This is a genomic window from Acinetobacter sp. 1124_18A, assembly GCF_052824995.1.
Map to the genome: position 1 here is coordinate 349,623 of NZ_VTDF01000001.1, position 20,477 is coordinate 370,099.

Annotated in this window: 19 protein-coding genes; 9 read left to right on the forward strand and 10 right to left on the reverse strand. The window is 38.3% G+C overall.

Annotated elements, in window-relative coordinates; genetic code table 11:
• Positions 1-64 precede the first annotated feature (64 nt).
• Together FY048_RS01745 and FY048_RS01750 are read left to right on the forward strand one after the other, a co-directional pair.
• Complete coding sequence (locus FY048_RS01745; RefSeq protein WP_004643545.1) at positions 65-688, forward strand: helix-turn-helix transcriptional regulator; 624 nt, start codon at positions 65-67, stop codon at positions 686-688.
• A 47-nt stretch (positions 689-735) separates the two neighbouring features.
• On the forward strand, positions 736-972 hold the full coding sequence (locus tag FY048_RS01750; protein ID WP_446089918.1) for a hypothetical protein: 237 nt from the start codon (positions 736-738) through the stop codon (positions 970-972).
• A gap of 34 nt (positions 973-1,006) precedes the next feature.
• On the opposite strand, the gene FY048_RS01755 is transcribed toward FY048_RS01750, so the two are convergent.
• A complete protein-coding gene (locus FY048_RS01755; RefSeq protein WP_446089919.1) occupies positions 1,007-1,693 on the reverse strand; it encodes a pirin family protein in 687 nt (228 codons plus the stop codon).
• Positions 1,694-1,880: 187 nt separating this feature from the next.
• Positions 1,881-3,119, reverse strand: a complete 1,239-nt coding sequence (locus tag FY048_RS01760) for a L,D-transpeptidase family protein (protein ID WP_446089920.1) — start codon at positions 3,117-3,119, stop codon at positions 1,881-1,883.
• A 303-nt stretch (positions 3,120-3,422) separates the two neighbouring features.
• Here FY048_RS01760 and hemE point away from each other — a divergent pair, with 303 nt between their 5' ends.
• The 4 genes from hemE to FY048_RS01780 all read left to right on the forward strand — a co-directional run bounded on the left by hemE (position 3,423) and on the right by FY048_RS01780 (position 7,870).
• Positions 3,423-4,496, forward strand: a complete 1,074-nt coding sequence (gene hemE, locus FY048_RS01765) for a uroporphyrinogen decarboxylase (RefSeq protein WP_446089921.1) — start codon at positions 3,423-3,425, stop codon at positions 4,494-4,496.
• Positions 4,497-4,501: 5 nt separating this feature from the next.
• Positions 4,502-5,296 carry a DUF817 family protein gene (locus FY048_RS01770; protein ID WP_446089922.1) on the forward strand — a complete coding sequence of 265 codons (795 nt, stop codon included), beginning with the start codon at positions 4,502-4,504 and terminating at the stop codon, positions 5,294-5,296.
• A gap of 149 nt (positions 5,297-5,445) precedes the next feature.
• Positions 5,446-5,916: a DUF3015 family protein gene (locus FY048_RS01775; RefSeq protein WP_005046013.1), complete on the forward strand. Its 471-nt coding sequence runs from the start codon at positions 5,446-5,448 to the stop codon at positions 5,914-5,916.
• Between the two features lie 70 nt (positions 5,917-5,986).
• Positions 5,987-7,870: an Lnb N-terminal periplasmic domain-containing protein gene (locus FY048_RS01780; RefSeq protein ID WP_446089923.1), complete on the forward strand. Its 1,884-nt coding sequence runs from the start codon at positions 5,987-5,989 to the stop codon at positions 7,868-7,870.
• A 67-nt stretch (positions 7,871-7,937) separates the two neighbouring features.
• Here FY048_RS01780 and blaADC read toward each other — a convergent pair whose 3' ends face one another.
• From blaADC to FY048_RS01820, 8 genes are all read right to left on the reverse strand, one after another.
• A complete protein-coding gene (gene blaADC / locus FY048_RS01785; protein ID WP_446089924.1) occupies positions 7,938-9,089 on the reverse strand; it encodes an ADC family extended-spectrum class C beta-lactamase in 1,152 nt (383 codons plus the stop codon).
• A 151-nt stretch (positions 9,090-9,240) separates the two neighbouring features.
• Positions 9,241-9,789 carry a GTP cyclohydrolase I FolE gene (gene folE, locus FY048_RS01790; RefSeq protein WP_446090277.1) on the reverse strand — a complete coding sequence of 183 codons (549 nt, stop codon included), beginning with the start codon at positions 9,787-9,789 and terminating at the stop codon, positions 9,241-9,243.
• Between the two features lie 90 nt (positions 9,790-9,879).
• Positions 9,880-10,569, reverse strand: coding sequence for a Smr/MutS family protein (locus FY048_RS01795; RefSeq protein WP_446089925.1), 690 nt, complete (start codon positions 10,567-10,569; stop codon positions 9,880-9,882).
• A 9-nt stretch (positions 10,570-10,578) separates the two neighbouring features.
• Positions 10,579-11,385 (reverse strand): indole-3-glycerol phosphate synthase TrpC, encoded by an 807-nt coding sequence (gene trpC / locus FY048_RS01800; RefSeq protein ID WP_446089926.1) that lies wholly within the window; start codon positions 11,383-11,385, stop codon positions 10,579-10,581.
• A gap of 9 nt (positions 11,386-11,394) precedes the next feature.
• Positions 11,395-12,444, reverse strand: coding sequence for an anthranilate phosphoribosyltransferase (gene trpD, locus FY048_RS01805; protein ID WP_446089927.1), 1,050 nt, complete (start codon positions 12,442-12,444; stop codon positions 11,395-11,397).
• Between the two features lie 9 nt (positions 12,445-12,453).
• Positions 12,454-13,038 (reverse strand): anthranilate synthase component II, encoded by a 585-nt coding sequence (locus FY048_RS01810; protein ID WP_003650566.1) that lies wholly within the window; start codon positions 13,036-13,038, stop codon positions 12,454-12,456.
• Positions 13,039-13,338: 300 nt separating this feature from the next.
• Complete coding sequence (locus tag FY048_RS01815; protein WP_446089928.1) at positions 13,339-15,141, reverse strand: aminopeptidase P family protein; 1,803 nt, start codon at positions 15,139-15,141, stop codon at positions 13,339-13,341.
• Positions 15,138-16,679 (reverse strand): peptide MFS transporter, encoded by a 1,542-nt coding sequence (locus FY048_RS01820; protein ID WP_446089929.1) that lies wholly within the window; start codon positions 16,677-16,679, stop codon positions 15,138-15,140. The genes FY048_RS01815 and FY048_RS01820 overlap by 4 nt, the downstream gene beginning before the upstream one ends.
• Before the next feature lie 794 nt (positions 16,680-17,473).
• Between FY048_RS01820 and glnA the strand changes: the two genes are divergently transcribed.
• From glnA to ubiA, 3 genes are all read left to right on the forward strand, one after another.
• On the forward strand, positions 17,474-18,889 hold the full coding sequence (gene glnA, locus FY048_RS01825) for a type I glutamate--ammonia ligase (RefSeq protein WP_003650573.1): 1,416 nt from the start codon (positions 17,474-17,476) through the stop codon (positions 18,887-18,889).
• 126 nt (positions 18,890-19,015) lie between these two features.
• A complete protein-coding gene (locus FY048_RS01830) occupies positions 19,016-19,525 on the forward strand; it encodes a chorismate--pyruvate lyase family protein (RefSeq protein WP_446089930.1) in 510 nt (169 codons plus the stop codon).
• A complete protein-coding gene (gene ubiA / locus FY048_RS01835; RefSeq protein ID WP_446089931.1) occupies positions 19,522-20,400 on the forward strand; it encodes a 4-hydroxybenzoate octaprenyltransferase in 879 nt (292 codons plus the stop codon). The genes FY048_RS01830 and ubiA overlap by 4 nt, the downstream gene beginning before the upstream one ends.
• The last annotated feature ends 77 nt before the right edge of the window (positions 20,401-20,477 follow it).

Here is a 20,477-nt window from a genome sequence, read left to right on the forward strand (position 1 = left end):
AATTACTATTACATACTTCACGCTAGGGTTTGAAATAGTAAGCAAGTCATTTGGAGGAAATACATTGGGAAATCGTGATAAACATTTACTCACTCAACTAGATACAATCGCGAAGGGGTTAAGTGAAACTCTATTTCCATTTTGCGAAGTTGTTGTCCATGACTTAACAAATCCTGAACATGCCATACTCTCAATACACAATAATTTATCTGGTCGAAAAATTGGAGATCCAGCAACAGAGTTAGGGCTGGCAAGAATTATGTCTCCAGAATTTCCAAATCTTATTTCAAACTATGCAAACCAATTTGCAGATGGTCGCCCCGCAAAAAGTACTTCTATTGGTATTAAAGATGAAGAGGGCGAATATGTGGCCGCTTTATGTATGAATATTGATTTAACCCTATTTAGGGGCATGCAAAGCGCTTTAGATCAGTTTACTAAAATTGAAACTGACAACATTATTGAAAATTTGGAACCGAATGGGTCTGAAGCAATTCGAAGATATATCGATCAATTTGCCTCAAAACATGCGACTACGCCGCGTATGTTAAAACTCAATGAGAGAAAACAATTAATACACGAGTTAAAGAATAATGGTTTATTAGACATTAAAAAGGCTGTAGAGACTGTTGCACAACATTTAGGTATATCAAGAGCGAGTGCCTATTTATATGTGAAGGAAACTTAAAATAGTTTATTTTAATGTGTGTTTAGCTTGATCAAGGAGGTCGTTATTTGAAGTTATTTATTATTGTGTTTATAACAATTTTTTCCAGTATTGGTCTGATCTGTTTAATTGCACTGCTTAGAAATTTAAAAAATTCTTCGTCATCTGGCGAGCATGATCATTCATCTTCTTCAACCCATCATTACTCTGATTCCCATTATCATAGTTCTAGTTATTCAAATGACTGTTCATCATCATCTTCAGATTCGGGAGGATGTGATGGGGGCGGTGGTGGTGGAGATTAAAAAAGCCCTTTTGTTCAAAGGGCTTTTGATTAATTTAAGGTAAATCGAACCAAATAAATTGACTATCTTCGTTTGCCTGAATCGTCGCTTTATCCTCAAATACGAAAGCATCGCCTGCTTTAACTTCTTGATCGCCAATGCGGATTACACCTGAAATAACGTGGATATAATTCACTTTTTTAACCGGATCAACACTTAACTCATGTCCTTTTTCCAATACAGCTGACTTTATCTCTGCATTTTGGCGAATATGCATCGGTGCATTTGCATCAGGACCTGCAATTAAATGCCATTTGTTTGGATCATTACGTGGGTCAAGATTAATTTGCTGGTAATTTGGCTCTGCATCTCTTACGTTTGGAATAATCCAGATTTGTAATAAATGTACAGGTGTATCAGTGTTGTTGATTTCACTGTGGGCAACACCTGTGCCAGCGCTCATTAACTGCCATTCACCTGCTTTAATCTGGCCTTCATTTCCCATCGTGTCGCGGTGTGAAATTGCACCATCGAGCACACAGGTTAAGATTTCCATATTGTCATGCGAGTGCGTACCGAAACCATTATGCGCATCAATTCTGTCGTCATTAATGACTCGTAAAGCACTGACACCCATATATTTAGGGTTGTACCAGCTACCAAATGAAAAGCTATGATAAGACTCTAACCAACCCGCTTTTACATGTCCTCGATCTTCACCACGATGTAGATAAGCATTCATGATCTAATCTCCCAAATTTTTTATTTATCTCTTGAGAAATATATTAACGTTCTATAGAAGCCAGAAAAATAGGCTAACTGCAACATGTCGTTGCATAATTGATATGGTTGTAAAGTTTTTTATTGATCAATAGTTTTAGGAATAAAAAAACCTGCCATGAAGGCAGGTCTTTTAAAGAATATATTGATTACTCAAGGAATTTAACAGTTACGCCAGAACGTACTTTATTTCCTAAATCATTGGCATCCCAGTTTGTTAAACGGATACAACCGTGTGATGCAGTTTTAGAAATTAAAGATGGATTTGGAGTTCCATGAATACCAAAAGATTTTTTACTTAAACCAATCCAGATATTACCTACTGGAGCATTCGGGCCAGGTGGCAAAGAAAGAGGTTTTAAGTTTTTACCTTGTACGAAGTTCGAAGGTGAATAGCTGTACCAAGGGTTACGTGCCACACCAACTACCTTGTAAGTACCGGCCGGAGAAGGCGTATCAGTACTGCCAATTGTTGCAGGAAATGAGGCAATCATTTGGTTCCGGCTATTGAAGAGATACAATTGTTTTGCACCTTTATGGGCAATAATCAAATGAATATCTTCTGGTAAATCATTGCGCACGTTAGGAACAATGATTTTTTCACCCACTTTTTTGAATGTCGCAGTTGGGTTTAATTTCTTTAAGAAACCTTCATCAATATGAAATTTCTCACCCAACATTTCAGTCACACGCGTGTAGTACAAACCTTTCATTTTAGCTTGTAATGCGTAGTCAGAAGGAATCGACTCAGCATATGGACCTTTTAAGTCAGCATCAGAAATCGTGTATTCAATAAATGCTGGCTTGTTTTGTTTCGCAACCAACGCATCCCAAGTCTCTTTGGTCAGATCACCAGTAGGTGATAAACCATTCATTTGTTGGAATGAAGAAATTGCTTTTAATGTATTTTTACCGCTCATGCCGTCAATTGCACCTGGCGATGCATGTGCATTATTGAGCATTACATGGGCACGCGCATAAACTGGAAGTTGGCCTTTACCAATATTTTCAGACCATTCTGCCGAGTTTAAGCTATCTAAAGTCCATGATGCAGCAGTTGTCGCAGGAGCCGTAGACGCAGCAGTGCTTTTAGCAACAGCTGGCGTAGACGCCGCGATGCCTGATTCAGCATTTGGGTCTTCAGTTTTTTGCAAATTTTGTAATGTTGTTGACGCTCGATTTAAGTCATTTTGTTCTTGAGCGGTAATTTGTGTCGAAGCTTGAGCTTTTACAGTTGAAGCTGCATCTACTGCTAAAGGATCAATCGGATCTTCCACAGGAGCTGATACCTTTTTAGGGTTCAGGGGTTGCTCAGTTGTTGAAGCAGCAAAAGCAACATTAGCAATAATACAACTTAAACTCATAGCGAGTAATGAGCGAACAAACATGTAATTCAACCTTAAGAATTTTCATATAAGCAATAGGGGAATTGATCTAATCTCAAAGTGCATAAAACTACCAATAACTCATTTCTATGAGCCCAAGATTGGCAATTTAGTGATTAAAAGAATATCCAATGACCCCAATGTAACATGTTGCAAGTATTGCAGAAAACCCCACGGCTTGCAGTAGACTTTTGTGTAAATATGCATTTTTTAGTAGATTGACGAGTTTTTTGTGTGAAATTGAAATTATAAAAATGTCTCTGTTTTTGATATGATGCTGCCACATAAAGAAGATAGAGATTGGTAATGACGACTTTGAAAAATGATCGTTTCCTCCGTGCTTTGTTACGCGAACCTGTAGATACCACGCCAGTGTGGATGATGCGTCAAGCAGGGCGTTATTTGCCTGAATATCGTGAAACACGTTCACAAGCAGGTGATTTCCTATCTTTATGTAAAAATACAGATTTTGCCTGTGAAGTGACTTTACAACCTTTGCGTCGCTACGACTTAGATGCAGCAATTTTATTTTCAGATATTTTAACCATTCCAGATGCACTCGGTTTAGGACTTTATTTTGAAACTGGCGAAGGCCCTAAGTTTCAAAAGACCGTACGTACTGAACAAGATGTCGCAAATTTACCAAAGTTAAATGCAAAATCAGATCTTGATTATGTGATGAATGCGGTAAGCACGATTCGCGCTGCTTTAGGTGGTCAAGTTCCACTGATTGGTTTCTCTGGTAGCCCTTGGACGCTTGCAACTTATATGGTTGAAGGTGGTTCAAGTAAAGAATTCCGTTTTACCAAGCAGATGATGTACGCTCAACCAGAAGTTTTGCATGCTTTGCTTGATCATTTAGCAGACTCAGTCATTGACTATTTAAATGCTCAAATTGATGCAGGTGCTCAGGCAATCCAGATTTTTGATAGCTGGGGCGGGGCATTAGCACATCGTGAATATCTCGAATTCTCTTTAAACTACATGAATAAAATCATTGCGGGTTTACAACGTGAGAAAGATGGCCGACGTATTCCTATCATTGTATTCACTAAAGGTGGTGGACAATGGTTAGAGCCAATGATGACTACAGGTGCAGATGCTTTAGGTTTAGATTGGACGACACCATTAAATACGGCTCGAACTACAGTAGCTGGACGTGTCGCTTTACAAGGCAATCTTGATCCGGCTGTTTTATACGGTTCGGCTGCTTCAATTGAAAAAGCAGTGAAAGCAATGTTGGACGATGCCTACGCAAATGGTGAAAAGACGGGTTACATTGCTAACTTGGGCCATGGGATTACTCAATGGGTAGACCCTGCGCAACCAAAAATCTTTGTAGATACAGTGCATGAGTATAGTGCTAAATATCTAGGATAGTTTTTGTGCAATATCTAATTTTACCGTTTCAATTTATCGGCAAGGCTGTCTCGGCAGCCTTGTTTGGTATTTTGCTTTTAATTGCTTTTGCTTTAACAGCACCGATGGGAAGCCATGAATATATGGGTTTCTATCGTTATGATTACTTACTGACTTATGCAGTGTTAATCCAGATCTGCTTACTCTATTTAAAACTGGAGTCATGGGCAGAAGCCAAGGTCATTGCTTTATTTCACGTCATGGCAATGTTCATGGAAATATTCCTAACGCATCCTGCGATTGCATCGTGGCAATATCCACAGCCCGCCGTATTTAAAATTTTAACTGTGCCTCTATTTGCAGGTTTTATGTATTCGGCTGTAGGTAGTTTTTTTGCACGTTCAATACGACTGTTTCAAGTGTCTTTTGAAAAACTTCCAAGTTTTGCAACTATGCTATTACTGGCATTTTTCTCATATATAAATTTTATGAGTAAATTTTTTGTTCCCGATATTCGTTATATTTTATTCGCGATTAGTATTTTTATTTTTTGGAAAACAAAACTTTATTTCCAGTTAAATGAACATAAATTCAAAATCCCGATGTTACCTGTGCTGTTTACACTCGCATTTTTGATTTGGATTGCTGAAAATATAAGTACATTTTATAAAATCTGGCTTTATCCAAGTCAGGTCGATGCTTGGCATATGGTCGGTTGGGGCAAGCTAGGGTCGTGGTATTTATTATTAATTTTAAGTCTAGTACTTGTGCTTAAAATATTAGGCAACAGAGATGATCAAGGTAACTGGAATTTAAGATAATTTTTCTTTTGCACTTTTTATCATATTGTTTATTTTTTAATTGCTAAATCACAACCTTCTCGTTATCTTTAATATCGTGTAATAAGAATTACACATAACAATACAACACATAAGAAACAATCAATAATGATTTTTGGAGATTTACATCTATGTTAAAAAAAATAGCTTTAGCTGCTTTATTAGCAGCTGGTTCAAGTGTTGCAATGGCTGACAACGATGTGGGCTGTGGTGCAGGTACACAAATATGGGCTGGTAAAAAAGGAGTAGCGCCTAAAATTCTTGCTGCAACAACAAACGGTATTTTTACTAACCAATTATTAGGGATTACTTTCGGTACTTTAGGATGCCGTCAAGGCGGGACAGTAACAGCGCAAGTTGTAACATTCACAAATGAAAATGCAGAAGCTTTAGCACGTGATATGGCAGTAGGCCAAGGTGAAAGCCTGAATGTACTTGCTGAGTTAATGCAAATTAAACCTCAAGATAAAGACCGTTTCTTTAAAGTTTCAAAAGCAAACTTTGGTGAAATCTATTCAGCAAATAATCAAAATACCCTTCAAGTTTTAGCATCATTACAAACTGTAATGGCTAAAGACGACGTTTTAAAAGCTTACGTATAAGTTTGAAATTGAAAACCCTGTCGTATGGCAGGGTTTTTCTTATATTTAATGATAAAAATTGATGATTTTAATGAAGTCAGTTGTTTTGGTTTTTGCCTCTTTGGCAGTTAATATTGCGTATTCAGCAGATATAAATCCATCTATTCAAAAATATTGGTCGATTGCAGAACAACAAAATCTAGATCAAGACATTACATGGCAACGGCTCATGTATGCTAATAAAAACCATAAAAGTGACGTCACTTATTCTGGTTATTTCATGTCAGAAAATGGGAAAAATAATTTAAAAGAAGAACTGAAAGCTGACATCTCGGCATTATTTATACCTGCTCAAGATAATCAGTCTATTCGTTGTAAGTTTCCGGCTCGAAGCCAATGGCTCATGCAAAAAATAGGCATTCAAGAAAATGAATTGCCTCAAATAAAATGTTCAGAATTTGAAAACTGGATTGGACAGATTAAGCCTTATAAAGCCACATTAATTTATGCGACAGATTTTATGGGCAACCCTAGCTCGATGTTTGGTCATACTTTATTGCGTTTAGACCCCAAAGATCAGCAGCAGTTAAATTTAGTTTCTTATGCTGTAAATTATGCAGCAACTGTGGCGGGGAACGACAACTGGTCGTACGCATGGAAAGGTTTAACAGGGCAATATCCGGGTGAATATTCACTTATGCCTTATTATCGTAAGGTAAAAGAGTACGGTGATTTCGAAAGCCGTGATTTATGGGAATATGAGCTGAAACTTTCTCCTGAAGAAACGCGGTTTTTAGTAAGCCATATTTGGGAAATGCAGCATGTAAGTTTCCCTTATTATTTCGTGAGTGATAACTGTGCCTATAGATTATTGGGCTTGGTCGATTTAGTAAAACCTGAGTCTAACTTACAAGAAAAGTTTACTTATGCATCTATTCCGATGGAAACCATTAAATCGATGCAACAGCAAGGGCTCACCAAAGCTCCTGTATATCGGCCTGCTTTAGAAACTCAGCTACTGGCCCAAGCTCATCAGCATGGTGCCTCACTAGCGAAGGTTGCACATCAAATTACGATGATGCCAATTAAGCAGTCTTCTGAGCTTTTAAAATCCTTTAGTGAGCAAGATCAGGCCAAAATTCTAGAGATGGCTTACGATGATTTATATCTTCAATTTACGAGCCGTCAAATAGAAGAAAGCGTTGCTCAGCCACAGTTACGTCAGCTTTTGGCTTTAAGAAGCCAGATTGATTTGGACAAACAGCGTCAAGAACCTAAACGACCAGAAAAAGAGCCAACTCAAGGTCATAATGCACGTAATCTTTCATTGAAAGCTGGTGAAGTCCAAGGTGATAAGTTTATCGAAATTGGTCATCGACAAGCCTATCACGACTTAATAGATCCTCAAGGGGGATACCGTGCTGGGACTCAATTACTATTTTTAAATGGTAATGCACAGTGGCGAGACGATCATTTAAAACTTGAACATCTTGATCTGTTAGAAGTAAATTCCTATAACCCGATTCAACCTTTTAAAACACCGCTGAGTTGGGGATTTAACTTAGGCTGGCGTCAAGAAGCAATTCATGATGGAAACTTTAGTGAAGAAAAACAGCATGGCGTAGCGAATTTTAATGCTCAGTTTGGTTACAGTCTTGCAGACTATGAGCGCAAACATATTTGCTATGGGCAACTACAAACCTATGTTCAAACAGGCTCAAATCTGGATAAAGGGTGGCGTGTGGGAATGGGCCCGACTTTAGGTTGTATGAACCAATGGTTTGACCGTTTTAACTCTGTGGTACAAATTGAATTGCCATATTGGGAAGACCAAAATCAATGGAATTTGAGAGTAAATACTCAATGGCAATATGTGATTAATCGCAATAATGCCGTTCGATTAAACTGGGATTATGAACAACAAAATCATCAAGACTGGATGAAATCTAGTTTAGGCTACGTTTGGTTCTTTTAAAGAATAAATGCATAAAAAAAGAGAAATGAGATTATTCATTTCTCTTTTTTATTTTTAGACAAGACGATTATTTCTTTATTGCATTTAACACAGCATAAGCTGCCTTAATGCGTTCTTCATTTGGAATACGTTTATTGGTTAACATGACTAAACCAATATTTTCTTTTGGAATAAACACGACATAGGTTCCAAAACCGTTGGTCGAACCAGTTTTGTGGAATATCTTAACTGAAGGTTCTTTTGAAATAGCAGTCACTTTATTAGGCTTCATCACGATTTGCTCTGAATTACTGTCTAATAAAGTCTGTAAAGGTGCTGGATAAGAGAACTCTTCCCAACCTAATGCTTGATACATCGTGCCTACTTGGTAGAAGCCTTTATGTGTTTCATTAATCGCGTGTTGAATATCTGCCGGATATTTTTGTGGATTTAGATTGGCATCAATAAAGCTAAGCATATCTGGTAATGTAGATTTAACCCCATAGGCAGGCGCATCTAGTGGGCCTGGGGTCACACGAATCGGTTGATTTTCTTGGTTATAGCCAAATGCATAGTTTTGCATTTGAGTTTTAGGTACATTTACATAGCTATGTTTTAAGTGAAGAGATGGAAAAATTGTCTTTTCTAAAACCTGACTAAAAGGTTGGTTCATCGATAGGCCTACAACTTTTCCAAATAGACCAATACTTGGGTTTGAATATTGTCTATATTCACCAATTTGGTTTTTAGGTTTCCAGTCTTTGAAAAAAGTTAAAACTTGTTGGTCTGTTTGTACTTCATCTGGAAATTGTAAGCCAAGATTGCCACTCGTATAGGTCGCAAGTTGAAGTAGGTTCACTCGGTCAATCGGTGTATTTTTTAGCTCTTTCCAGTATTTTCCTGGGGTGTCGTCAAAAGAGATTTTTCCTTTAGTTTTGGCATATCCACCTGCTGTCGCAGTAAATAATTTACTGACTGAGCCTAGCTCAAAAATGGTATTGCTATTTACGGATTTTTTATCTTGAACCGATTGTAGTCCATAATACATTTCGTACTTTTTATTGTTTTGGATGACACCAACCGCCATACCGGGAACGGCATATTTTTCTAATAATGGTTTAAAGTTCTGATCAACAACCTTCTTGATATCTTGTTCTTTTGATGTGTTACCTGCATAAATTGAGGTATTAAAAATAAAAAGAGAAGGTAGAATTAAGTAAGAAACTTTTTTGAATCGCATTATCAACTCATCAAACATTTTAAAGTGAAGGGACGTACTTTTATAACAAAAATCACATAATTTAATTGTTATGTTTTATAGAATAAACGCTGTATTTAGATATAAAAAAACCCAACTAAGTTGGGCTTTAAAATTTATCACTAAAAAGAATTTAGTAACTTTCTGGTACTGCACTCAAGAACTCACGTCGTGATTCTTTATCGGTTTTAAAGTCTCCGATAAATGAAACTGTACGAGTGGTTGACTCTTGTTTGCCTACACCACGCATCATCATACACATATGTGCTGAATCGATAACGACAGCGACACCACGTGCGCCAGTGACTTCAGCTACAGCTTCTGCGATTTGCTGAGTCAGGTTTTCCTGAATTTGCAAACGACGAGCAAACATTTCGGTAATACGCGCAAATTTAGATAAGCCAAGAACTTTGCCTTCTGGTAAATAGGCAACATGAACACGGCCGTAGAATGGGAGCAGATGATGTTCGCAAAGCGAATAAAATTCAATATTCTTCACCAATACCATTTCATGGTTATCTGATGGGAAAACCGCATTATTGGTGACTTCTTCTAAAGTTTTACTATAGCCAGAAGTTAAATATGAAAAAGCTTTAGCCGCACGCACAGGCGTATCTTTAAGGCCGGGACGATCAAGATCTTCACCGACGGCAGTCAGAATATTTGCGTACGATTGCTGCATAGACATAAGAATGTTCACTTACACTGGTTGAACAAAACGGCATTCTATCAGAAAACTATAAAAAGTCTGAATTCTGTAGAAAATGCCGCTTTATTGTTGGTACTTGGGATTTTTTTCTGCGCGTTTAAGCAGTACGAGAACGGCGCCTGTGCCACCTTGGTTTTCTGGTGCACTTACAAAAGCTAAAACATCGCGGTGCTGACGTAACCATCCATTGACATAGGTTTTTAAGACCGCTTCAGGGCCTTTACCATGTACAATTTTGATCACATTTTGATTTTCATCTTTTGCCATCTGGATAATGTGTAAAACTGCGTCACGTGCTTGCTCAATCGTACAACCGTGTAAATCTACAGCTTCAAACCAACGCATCTTGCCTGCTTTTAAATCTTCAAAAACCTTATGTTGAAGAGTCGCAATGCGATAGCTTAACGTTGCTTGACTTGCGACAGGATTTAAAGCAGCTTGTGTATCAGATAGTTCGGCATGTTCAGTTTCACGACCACCTTCTGCAGCTGCACGTTTAGCGAGTGTTTGAGCATCAATTTTTTTTGTGCGAGGCGTTCTTACATCAGCAATATTACTATTGTTGATGGGCTTAACACCTGCTAGAGCACTTTGAAACAGGTTTGCATCTTCCAATTCTTCAGACTCAGCCTGAGGTTTTGGGGCCTCAGACTGACTTGCGATTTTGCTTGAATGAGGATTGGAGATTTGCTTTTTAAATTGCTTCAGTAACTTTTGTTGCTCTTTAGAAAGCGATGAATCTTTATTACTCATATATCTTCATTAAACCGTTTGAGGTTGTCCAAAAAGGGCAGTAAAAGCTTGATCTGGACGTGGTTGTTTCATAAAACTTTCGCCGACCAAGAAGCTGTGAATATCATGCTCTTGCATCATGCGCACATCATCTGGAGTCGCAATACCGCTTTCAGTGATTAATAAACGTGAGGCCGGAAGTAATTTTTTCAATCGAATGGATGTATTTAAATCTACATCAAATGTTTTTAAATTACGGTTATTCACGCCTAATAAACATTGCTCAGAAAGCTTTAAAGCGCGTTCCATTTCTTCTTCGTCATGAACTTCAACTAATACATCGAGTTGATGTTCAAACGCAGTTTTAGACATTTCTTCGAGTTGCTGGTCAGATAAACAAGCAACAATTAATAAAATACAGTCAGCATGCAAAGCACGTGCTTCAACTACATTATATGGGTCAATCAGAAAGTCTTTACGTAAAGCAGGCAGGGCACAATGACTGCGGGCAATCGCAATATTTTCATCTGCACCTTGAAAGAAATCAACATCAGTTAAAACAGATAAACATGCTGCTCCAGCTTGTTCGTACTGCTCGGCAATTTCAGCAGGATTAAAATCTGCACGAATAATGCCTTTTGACGGAGATGCTTTTTTAATTTCAGCAATCACGGCAGGGCATTTGTGCTGTAACGCTTTTGCAAATCCTCGTACAGGAGTCGCAGCTTTAGCAAGTTCTTCAATATCTTGCAAATTACGTTGTTTTAAACGCGCAGCAAGTTCCTCATGTTTACGGTCAACAATTTTACCTAAAATGGTATTTTGAATATTAATCATGAGAAGTCCTTAATCTGCCTGACATTGTTTTAATGTTTTGGTAAATTCAGCCAAAACACTCATTTTCTCTAAAGCTTGTCCGCCATAGATAATATCTTGGGCGAAGGTAACAGCTTGAGCATAGGTTTTGGTAATGCCTGAGACATAAATACCTGCACCTGCATTAAGCGCAATCATATTTGCTGCTTTTTCACCAATGTCAGATTTATTTTTACCTAATGCATCTTTAATCAGCTTTAAGCTTGCTGCGGCATCTGCTACCACTAAACCATTTAAGGTTTGTGATTCAATCCCGACATCTTCTGGATTAAGCGTCCATTCGGTAATTTCGCCGTCTTTAAGTTCAGCAATAGCAGTAGGAGCAGCAAGGCTAATTTCATCAAGTCCATCTCTTGAATGAACCACCATGACATGCTCAGCACCAAGTTGCTTCATTACCTCTGCGATAGGACCACAAAGCTCATCTGAAAAGACACCAATGACAAAGCGTTTTACACCAGCCGGATTCGTAAGCGGGCCGAGTAAATTGAAAATGCTGCGAACACCAAGCTCACGACGTGGGCCTACAGCATATTTCATTGCTTTGTGGTGGTTTGGAGCAAATAAAAAACCTACACCCATCTCACGAATGCAGCGCTCAGTTTGTTGCATGTCTAAATCAAGGTTAATACCGGCTTGTTCAAGTAGGTCAGATGAACCCGATTTACTTGAAACACCTCGGTTACCATGCTTTGCAATGGTCGCACCAGCTGCTGCAATCACAAAGCTTGAAGCAGTAGAGACATTAAATAGGTTCTGTCCATCACCACCAGTACCAACAATATCAACTAAATAATTGATATCGCTGACATCAATTTTAATCGCGAATTCACGCATGACACGTGCGGCAGCAGTAATTTCATCAATACTTTCACCTTTCATGCGAAGGCCCATCATTAAAGCACCAATTTGTGCTTCGGTTGCCTCACCTTGCATGATGCTACGCATAATGTCTTCCATTTGCGGCTGAGTCAGGTGAATATTTTTTGTAATATGGTTAAGTGCTTGTTGAATGTTCATAAATATCACTTATGCATAAATATCTAAAAAGTTTTTAAAGATTTGGTGGCCATGTTGACTCAAGATTGATTCTGGATGGAACTGCACACCTTCAACAGGCAATGTCTTATGTTTAACACCCATGATTTCTTCCATTGAGCCATCTGCTTCATTGGTCCAGCACGTTACTTCAAGGCAATCAGGCAGTGTTTGCTGATCAATCACCAAAGAGTGATAACGAGTTGCCGAGAATGGGCTAGGAAGATTACTGAAAATACCTTTATTGCTATGGTACATATCAGATAAACGTCCGTGCATCACTGTTTTGGCTCTTACAATATTTCCGCCAAAAGCTTGCCCAATACTTTGATGCCCTAAACACACGCCAAGCAAAGGAATTTTTCCGGCAAAGTGGTTAATTGCAGGAATTGAAATACCCGCTTCGCTCGGAGAGCAAGGGCCAGGACCAATAACTAGATATTTAGGTTGCCATCGTTCAATATCCTCTAATGTGACTTGATCATTGCGAACAACTTTTACTTCCTGATCCAACTCGCCAAAATACTGGACGATGTTGTAGGTAAAAGAGTCGTAATTGTCGATCATTAGAAGCATGATGAACTTAACCTCATAATAATTAATATATATTTAATAAGTGACTAGAATAGTTACTCACATTAATACTCACTTTTTAGAAAGAACTTCTTGATTAAAAAATAAAAAGCCACTTTCTAAGCGGCTAATATAACAAAAAATGAAGTGACCAGTTTAACTATTTCATTCGTTAGAAGTTTGCTGAAAAATAATCAGCTTTGATACATCTTAGTCTGTTTGAAAGAGAGATAATTATAATTCAGGCAAAATAAGCTTTTCATTGCAAATAGAAAATCATTCTGCCTGAATTAAAAAAGAAGATTAAATCGCACGAGTGTTGTAAATCAGCCAGTCTAGAACCTCTCCAGACAAATGTTCAGCGAGTCTTTCCTGAACAGTTTGATGGTAACGATTTAACCAATCTTTCTCTTCATTAGTTAGCATATCAACAACGATACAATCTAAATGAATTGGGCAAAGCGTAAGTGTTTCAAACTCCAAAAATTCCCCATAAGTTTTGTCAAACCCAGAGTGAAGACGGTTTGCAACCAAATTTTCAATGCGAATACCGTATTGTCCCTCATGGTATAAGCCCGGTTCATTGGAAAGGATCATTCCCGCGCGTAGTTTGCTGTAAGCATGAACAGGAGCATAATAAGAAAGCACTTGCGGTCCTTCATGAACGTTAAGGGCAAAGCCTACACCGTGACCTGTTCCGTGGCGATAATCTAAACCATGTTGCCATAAGGTATGGCGGCAAATTGAATCGAGTAGCGGTGCAGCTAAACCTTCTGGATAAATCGTTTTTGCCAAAGCAATATGACACTTTAAAACCAAGGTATAGTCACGTTTTTGTGGTTGCGTTGGCGTGCCCACAGGAACTACACGAGTAATATCTGTTGTTCCATTTACATATTGCCCACCTGAGTCAATCAGCAACAACCCATCACCTTCAATAAATGAATAGTGCTCCTCAGTTGCACGGTAGTGAGGTAGAGCGCCATTGGCATTAAAGCCAGCAATCGTTGAAAAACTTGGCCCTATAAACCCATCTTGCTGAGCACGGAAAGCTGTAATTTTTTCATCAATCGTTAGTTCTGAAATGCTTTCACCCTGATGAAGTGCTTTTTCTAGCCAGTGGAAAAAGTGGCAAAGGGCGACTCCATCTTTAACCATTGCATGACGGATATGAGCTATTTCACTTTCATGCTTACGTGATTTAAATAGCGTACTCGGGTTGATGTCGTATACAACCTGAATATCTTTTGCGATGGCTTGTTCATGAAAAATCGAGACTTTGGCTGGATCTAAAAGTACTGAGGCATCAGAAATATTCGCTAAAAAATTAGCTGTATCTTCATAGTTACGAAGTTCAATACCATCGGCTTTAAAAGCTTGTTGAATGGTTACATCAACTTTGTCCGCATCAATGAAAAGAACAGCTTGTTTTTCACTAATATATAAATGTGAAAGGAACACGGGGTTATATTCTACATCTTGCCCACGTGCATTTAGGACCCATGCAATATCATCTAAAGATGAAATGAAGTGACCCTTAATATTCTTGCTATGTAAAGTTTCACGAATAGCCTGAATTTTTTCTTTACGAGAGAGAGCGTTTAAACCTTCAGGCATTAAATGAATTTTATTTGATGGAAGCTCAGGGCGATCAGACCAGATGGCTCCAATTAAATCTTGTTGAGTTTCGAGTTTATAGTTGTTAAGTCTTGCAGTATGTTCGAGTGCCTTAAATTGTTGAATCGAAAGTGTTTGGCCGTTTACTGTAATTACTGAGGCTTTATTTAGATTTTTTTCAATCCAAGCTAGATGTGTTGATGATTCATCACTGGTCAGTTTTTGAAGTTCAAATCCCGTTCCGACAAGCTGTTGCTCGGCTTGTACCCAATAACGACCATCCGCCCATAGTCCTGCAAAGTTTTGAGTGACTACAAGTGTTCCAACAGAACCGCTAAAGCCACTAAGCCATTGTCTTGCTTTCCAGTAATCTGGTAAATATTCTGACATATGCGGATCGGCACTCATGACGGCTAACGCATCAACATGCTGGTTAAGCATGAGTTCACGAAGTTTCTCTAGCTTTTCTTGAACAGTTAAATTGGTCATATGGTTTCCAAGTCAGGTTGAACTTTACTAGTACTTTTGTTCATTAATCTATAAATAGGTTTCTTTAATAAAAATAACACGATTGCGCCAATCACTAACGCCAAAACACATCTCATAAAGAGGGTAGGTAAGTGATTAATGCCATCTGCCGATACATGTCCTCCAATCAACCCTGCTATCAGATTACCTAAAGCTGAACCAGTAAACCACAGACCCATAATTTGACTGCGGATGACATCAGGTGCAAGTTTAGTCATGGTTGATAAGCCAATCGGGCTTAGGCAAAGTTCACCTATGGTAAGAAAAAATAAAGTACCGACTAACCAAAATGGTGAAACTGCCCCGCCATTAATAGCAAAATGACTGGCAAGAGACATGAGCAAAAAGCCACCTGCTGCGAATAACAATGCAATAATAAATTTGCTGATATAGCTTGGGTCTTTATTTGCCTTACCTAGCTTCGCCCATAGCCAAGCTGCAACTGGAGCAAAAACAATAATAAATAGGGCATTGATTGATTCAAACCATACAGTTGGGATCTCAAATCCGAAAACAATACGGTCCGTATAATCTTGTGCAAATAAAGTAAAAGTTGTGGGCTTTTGCTCAAAGGCAGACCAAAATAGCGCAGATGCTGCTAATAAAACAAAGCAAATAATAATTTTAAATTTGTCATGCTGCTCTAAATTCAGGAAAAGTAGTAAATATGCAAAATAAGCAATAATACCAATACCAATTCCAACTGTTAAATAAGTTGCTACCGCGACCGGATTGATATGAATGACACCAAAGAAGGTCAGGGCAATAACGACTGCGACAGATAGTAAAAAAGAGAAAGCAATTTTTGGCGCATTTTTATTTTCAACAATTGGTTTATTCCAATTGTCATTTTCTTGACGCAACTGATTAAAAGCTTGTAGCTGTGGAATAGCGAATACACGAAAAATGAGTAATGCAACTAACATCCCAAGGCCACCTATACCAAAACCTAAGTGCCAGTTATGATCACGTGCTAATAAGCCTGTAAGAAGAGGAGCAATAAAAGAACCTATATTAATTCCCATATAAAAAATGGAGAAGCCAGCATCACGTCTATTATCTTGGGCTTTATATAATGTTCCGACAATCACTGAAATACAGGTTTTAAACAACCCCGAACCAATAACAATAAGAACTAAACCGAAATAAAAAAAGAATTGATCAAAGATAGGAGTAAGCGCAATAGATAAATGACCTAATGCAATAATGATGGAGCCATACCAGACAGATCTTGCTTGGCCTAACCAGTTATCGGCAATCCAACCGCCTAAAACGGTCATTAAATACATAGAGCCGGCAAATAACCCTACAATTGCAGCTGCGGTAGGACGATCAAGCCCTAAACCACCGTCATTGACCATCGCAACCATGTAAAGAATCAATAAGGGACGAATTCCATAGTAAGAAAACCGTTCCCACAGTTCTGTAAAAAATAAAGTTTTTAAGGGTTTTGGATGGCCGAAAAAAGCTGTGTCACATTGTTCGAGTTCATGCTTCATTTCAAATCCTTTGAACGTATTTGTAGTTTAATAAGCCAAACTTTTAGTTTGTTTAGTTATAAAAAAAAGTTATGTTTTATTTTTTAGATTTTTTTAAATCGAAAAGCAAGTTGGTCATGTATAAAAAAGGTATATAACAAATGGTAAAAACTTCTCTTTAGTTTCTTAACCCGCTACCGCACCAAAGCTGATCAAAAACTTGATTCAAGGTAGGGGGAAATAAGTTGTTTTTAATTGGTGTAAAAATAGAAGGCGTTGTAAAAAGAAAAATAATTTCATCAATCTTCTGCATTTTAATAAGTGAAAGAGATGACCCCATAGCTAATTTTTTAATTTTTTAGAGGACTATTCTTCAAGGCAATATTTACATGAGAACCTTTTTGGCAAAGGCATGAGTAGATATAGCAGGCTCAGCTAAAAGTTGTATTTTATAAGTCATCTTTTATTATTTTCATTTATTGCAATAAGAATGTCAGCTTTCTATATGAGAAAGTATTATGATCATGAATTACTGTTAGATATTGATGCGATGATTCATATTAGCGCAACAATATTGCACTAAATTAGGGCGATTGCGAGCTATTCTTGTATGCCATAATTTGAAAATGTCTGAATATGGTGCATTTAACGATGCAAACAGTATAATGGGTTCAAGACAAGGGACCTAAATCATAGATAGTTATAAGCAATTCAATGCTTTAGGTAAGTCTTATAAAGTTGGTATGAGAATTGCTATATACATACCAGCAATTAACACGCACTTAACAAGTGCAACAAAATTTCATTGGAGCAAAATGAGCATGGCGAACAAGGTCCTTCAACTCATACAAGAAAGTGGCGCAAAATGGGTCGATTTTCGCTTTACTGATACTAAGGGTAAAGAACAGCACGTAACTTACCCAGCTGATTCTATTGATGAAGATACTTTTGAAGACGGTAAAATGTTTGATGGTTCTTCAATCGCTGGTTGGAAAGGCATTGAAGCATCTGACATGATTTTACGTCCAGATGCAGAAACTGGTTTTGTTGACCCGTTCTTTGCTGAACCAACTGTAGTTGTGACTTGTGACGTTATTGAACCTTCAACTGGTCAAGGTTATGAGCGTGACCCACGTTCGATTGCTCGCCGTGCAGAAGAATACTTAAAATCTACAGGTATCGGTGATACTGCATTCTTTGGTCCAGAACCAGAATTCTTTGTATTTGACGAAGTGAAGTGGGACATCGATATGTCTGGCGCTCGTCATACATTGATCGCTGAAGAAGCTGCTTGGTCTACTGGTAAAGATTACGAGTCTGGTAACTCTGGTCACCGTCCACGTGTTAAAGGTGGTTACTTCCCAGTTCCTCCAGTTGATTCTTCACAAGATATGCGTGCAGAAATGTGTGCGAAAATCGAAGACATCATGGGCCCAGGTCGTGTAGAAGTACATCACCACGAAGTTGCTTCTTGCCAGTTAGAAATTGGTGTGAGCTTCAATACACTTGTACGTAAAGCTGACGAAGTTCAACAGTTCAAATATGCTGTTTGGAACGTTGCTCACCAATATGCAAAAACTGCAACCTTTATGCCTAAACCAATGGTAGGTGATAACGGTTCTGGTATGCACGTTCACATGTCTATCTCTAAAGATGGCAAGAACTTGTTTGCTGGTGATGAATATGCAGGCCTTTCAGAAATGGCATTGTACTTCATTGGTGGTGTTATCAAGCACGCTCGTGCATTGAATGCAATCACAAACCCATCTACAAACTCATACAAGCGTTTGGTTCCTCACTTCGAAGCACCAATCATGCTTGCTTACTCAGCACGTAACCGTTCTGCGTCTATCCGTATTCCATACGTTTCTAGCCCTAAAGGTAAACGTATCGAAGCTCGTTTCCCAGACCCAATGATGAACCCGTACTTAGGTTTCGCTGCATTGTTAATGGCTGGTATCGACGGTATCCAAAACAAGATCCATCCGGGCGAAGCTGCTGATAAGAACTTGTATGATCTTCCTCCAGAAGAAGAAGCAAAAATCCCAACAGTTGCTCATAGCTTAGATATGGCTCTTGAAGCACTTCAAGCAGATCACGAATTCTTGTTAAAAGGCGGCGTGTTCACTAAAGAAATGCTTGATGCATACATCGAACTTAAAACTGAAGATGTACGTCGTCTTAACACGACTACTCACCCAGTTGAATTCGATATGTACTACAGCTTGTAATACATATTTTCGTAAAAAAGCCTGCTTATGCAGGCTTTTTTATTGCTTGGAGTGTTGATTGAATTCTCTACGTTTTTTATCAAAAAATTGGGGTAAACTAGGTGCGAGTTTTCATGTGAGCAGATTATGCGTAAACGACAACCAGTACTTAAACAGGAAAAGACTTTAAATCCTGAGTTGAAAACATGGTTGTATGCGTCCGGTTCTCTGACTCAACAATTGACTGAACTTGGTGGTGGCCAGTTTAGTGTAAAGCCTTTTCAAGAGCATTTTCAGCGTTTAACTTTTGCAGATAGTCAGTGGATGAAGATGTCTCATGCTCACACTTCGTGGGTAAGGGAAACTTATTTATATGGCTGTGAAGCAGAGCCATGGGTGAAAGCAAAAAGTATTTTTCCAATTCAAAGTTTACAAAAAAAAGCCCGTATATTTCAGCACATTGGTTCTAAGCCAATTGGCTTTTTTCTATTTCAAAGAACAACTCCGCTTTGTGACCGCCGTGTCATTCGTTTGCCGGAAGGCTGGACAAGACAAAGTTGCTATACTTGGCATGGGTGTAAATTTATTGTTCAAGAAACATTCTTACCGGCTTTTGAAGCTTTTTTAAATCAGCAGCACGACAAGGAATCACTATGACGACTGCAACAAGCACAACATGGCGTCAGCGCTTAGAAGCTTATTATTATCTATGTCGATTTGATAAGCCAATTGGTACTGAACTGGTTTTTTGGCCAACCATGTGGGCGCTTTGGGTTGCATCAAAAGGCATACCTGATTTAGGTATTCTATTTGTCATGATTTTAGGCGTCATTTTTATGCGTGCTGCTGGTTGCGCTATTAATGATTTTGCAGACCGTAAAGTTGATGCACATGTTGAGCGTACTAAAACGCGTCCTCTGGCAACTGGTGTTATTCGTGCAAGAGAAGCAGTATATGTGTTCTTGGTACTCGTTTTAGCAAGTGCATGTCTATTGTTCTTTTTACCTATTGAAACCTTTTACTGGTCATTTGGGGCATTATTTTTAGCGTTCATTTATCCATTTATGAAGCGCTATACCAACTTACCGCAAGTGTTTTTAGGCGCGGCATTTTCATGGTCGATTCCAATGGCCTTTACTGCTGTAGGTAAAACCCCAGATTTGATCTGCTGGCTACTTTATTTTGGTAATCTGGCTTGGACAGTGGCTTATGATACTCAATATGCAATTACAGACCGTGAGTATGATTTAAAGATTGGTGTTAAATCTACAGCTATTCTTTTTGGTCGATATGACATCCAGATTATTGCGCTTTTACAGGCAACCAGCCTTGTTTTGATTGGTGCCGCACTATATTTAGAAAATATCTTATTTCCATGGGCGATCATTGCTTTAATTATTGTTGCATTCGATTTTATATATCAAACAATTAAAACCAAAGACCGCAACCCTCAAGTATGTTTTTGGGCATTCCGTCACAATCGCTGGGTTGGATTAATTATTTTTCTAGGAATATTTTTAAATTTCATATAGTAAAAGTGACCGTAAGGTTGAAAAGTGTTCTATGCAGAGCACTTTTTTTATGTCTTAATATTCGTGCATAAAAAAAT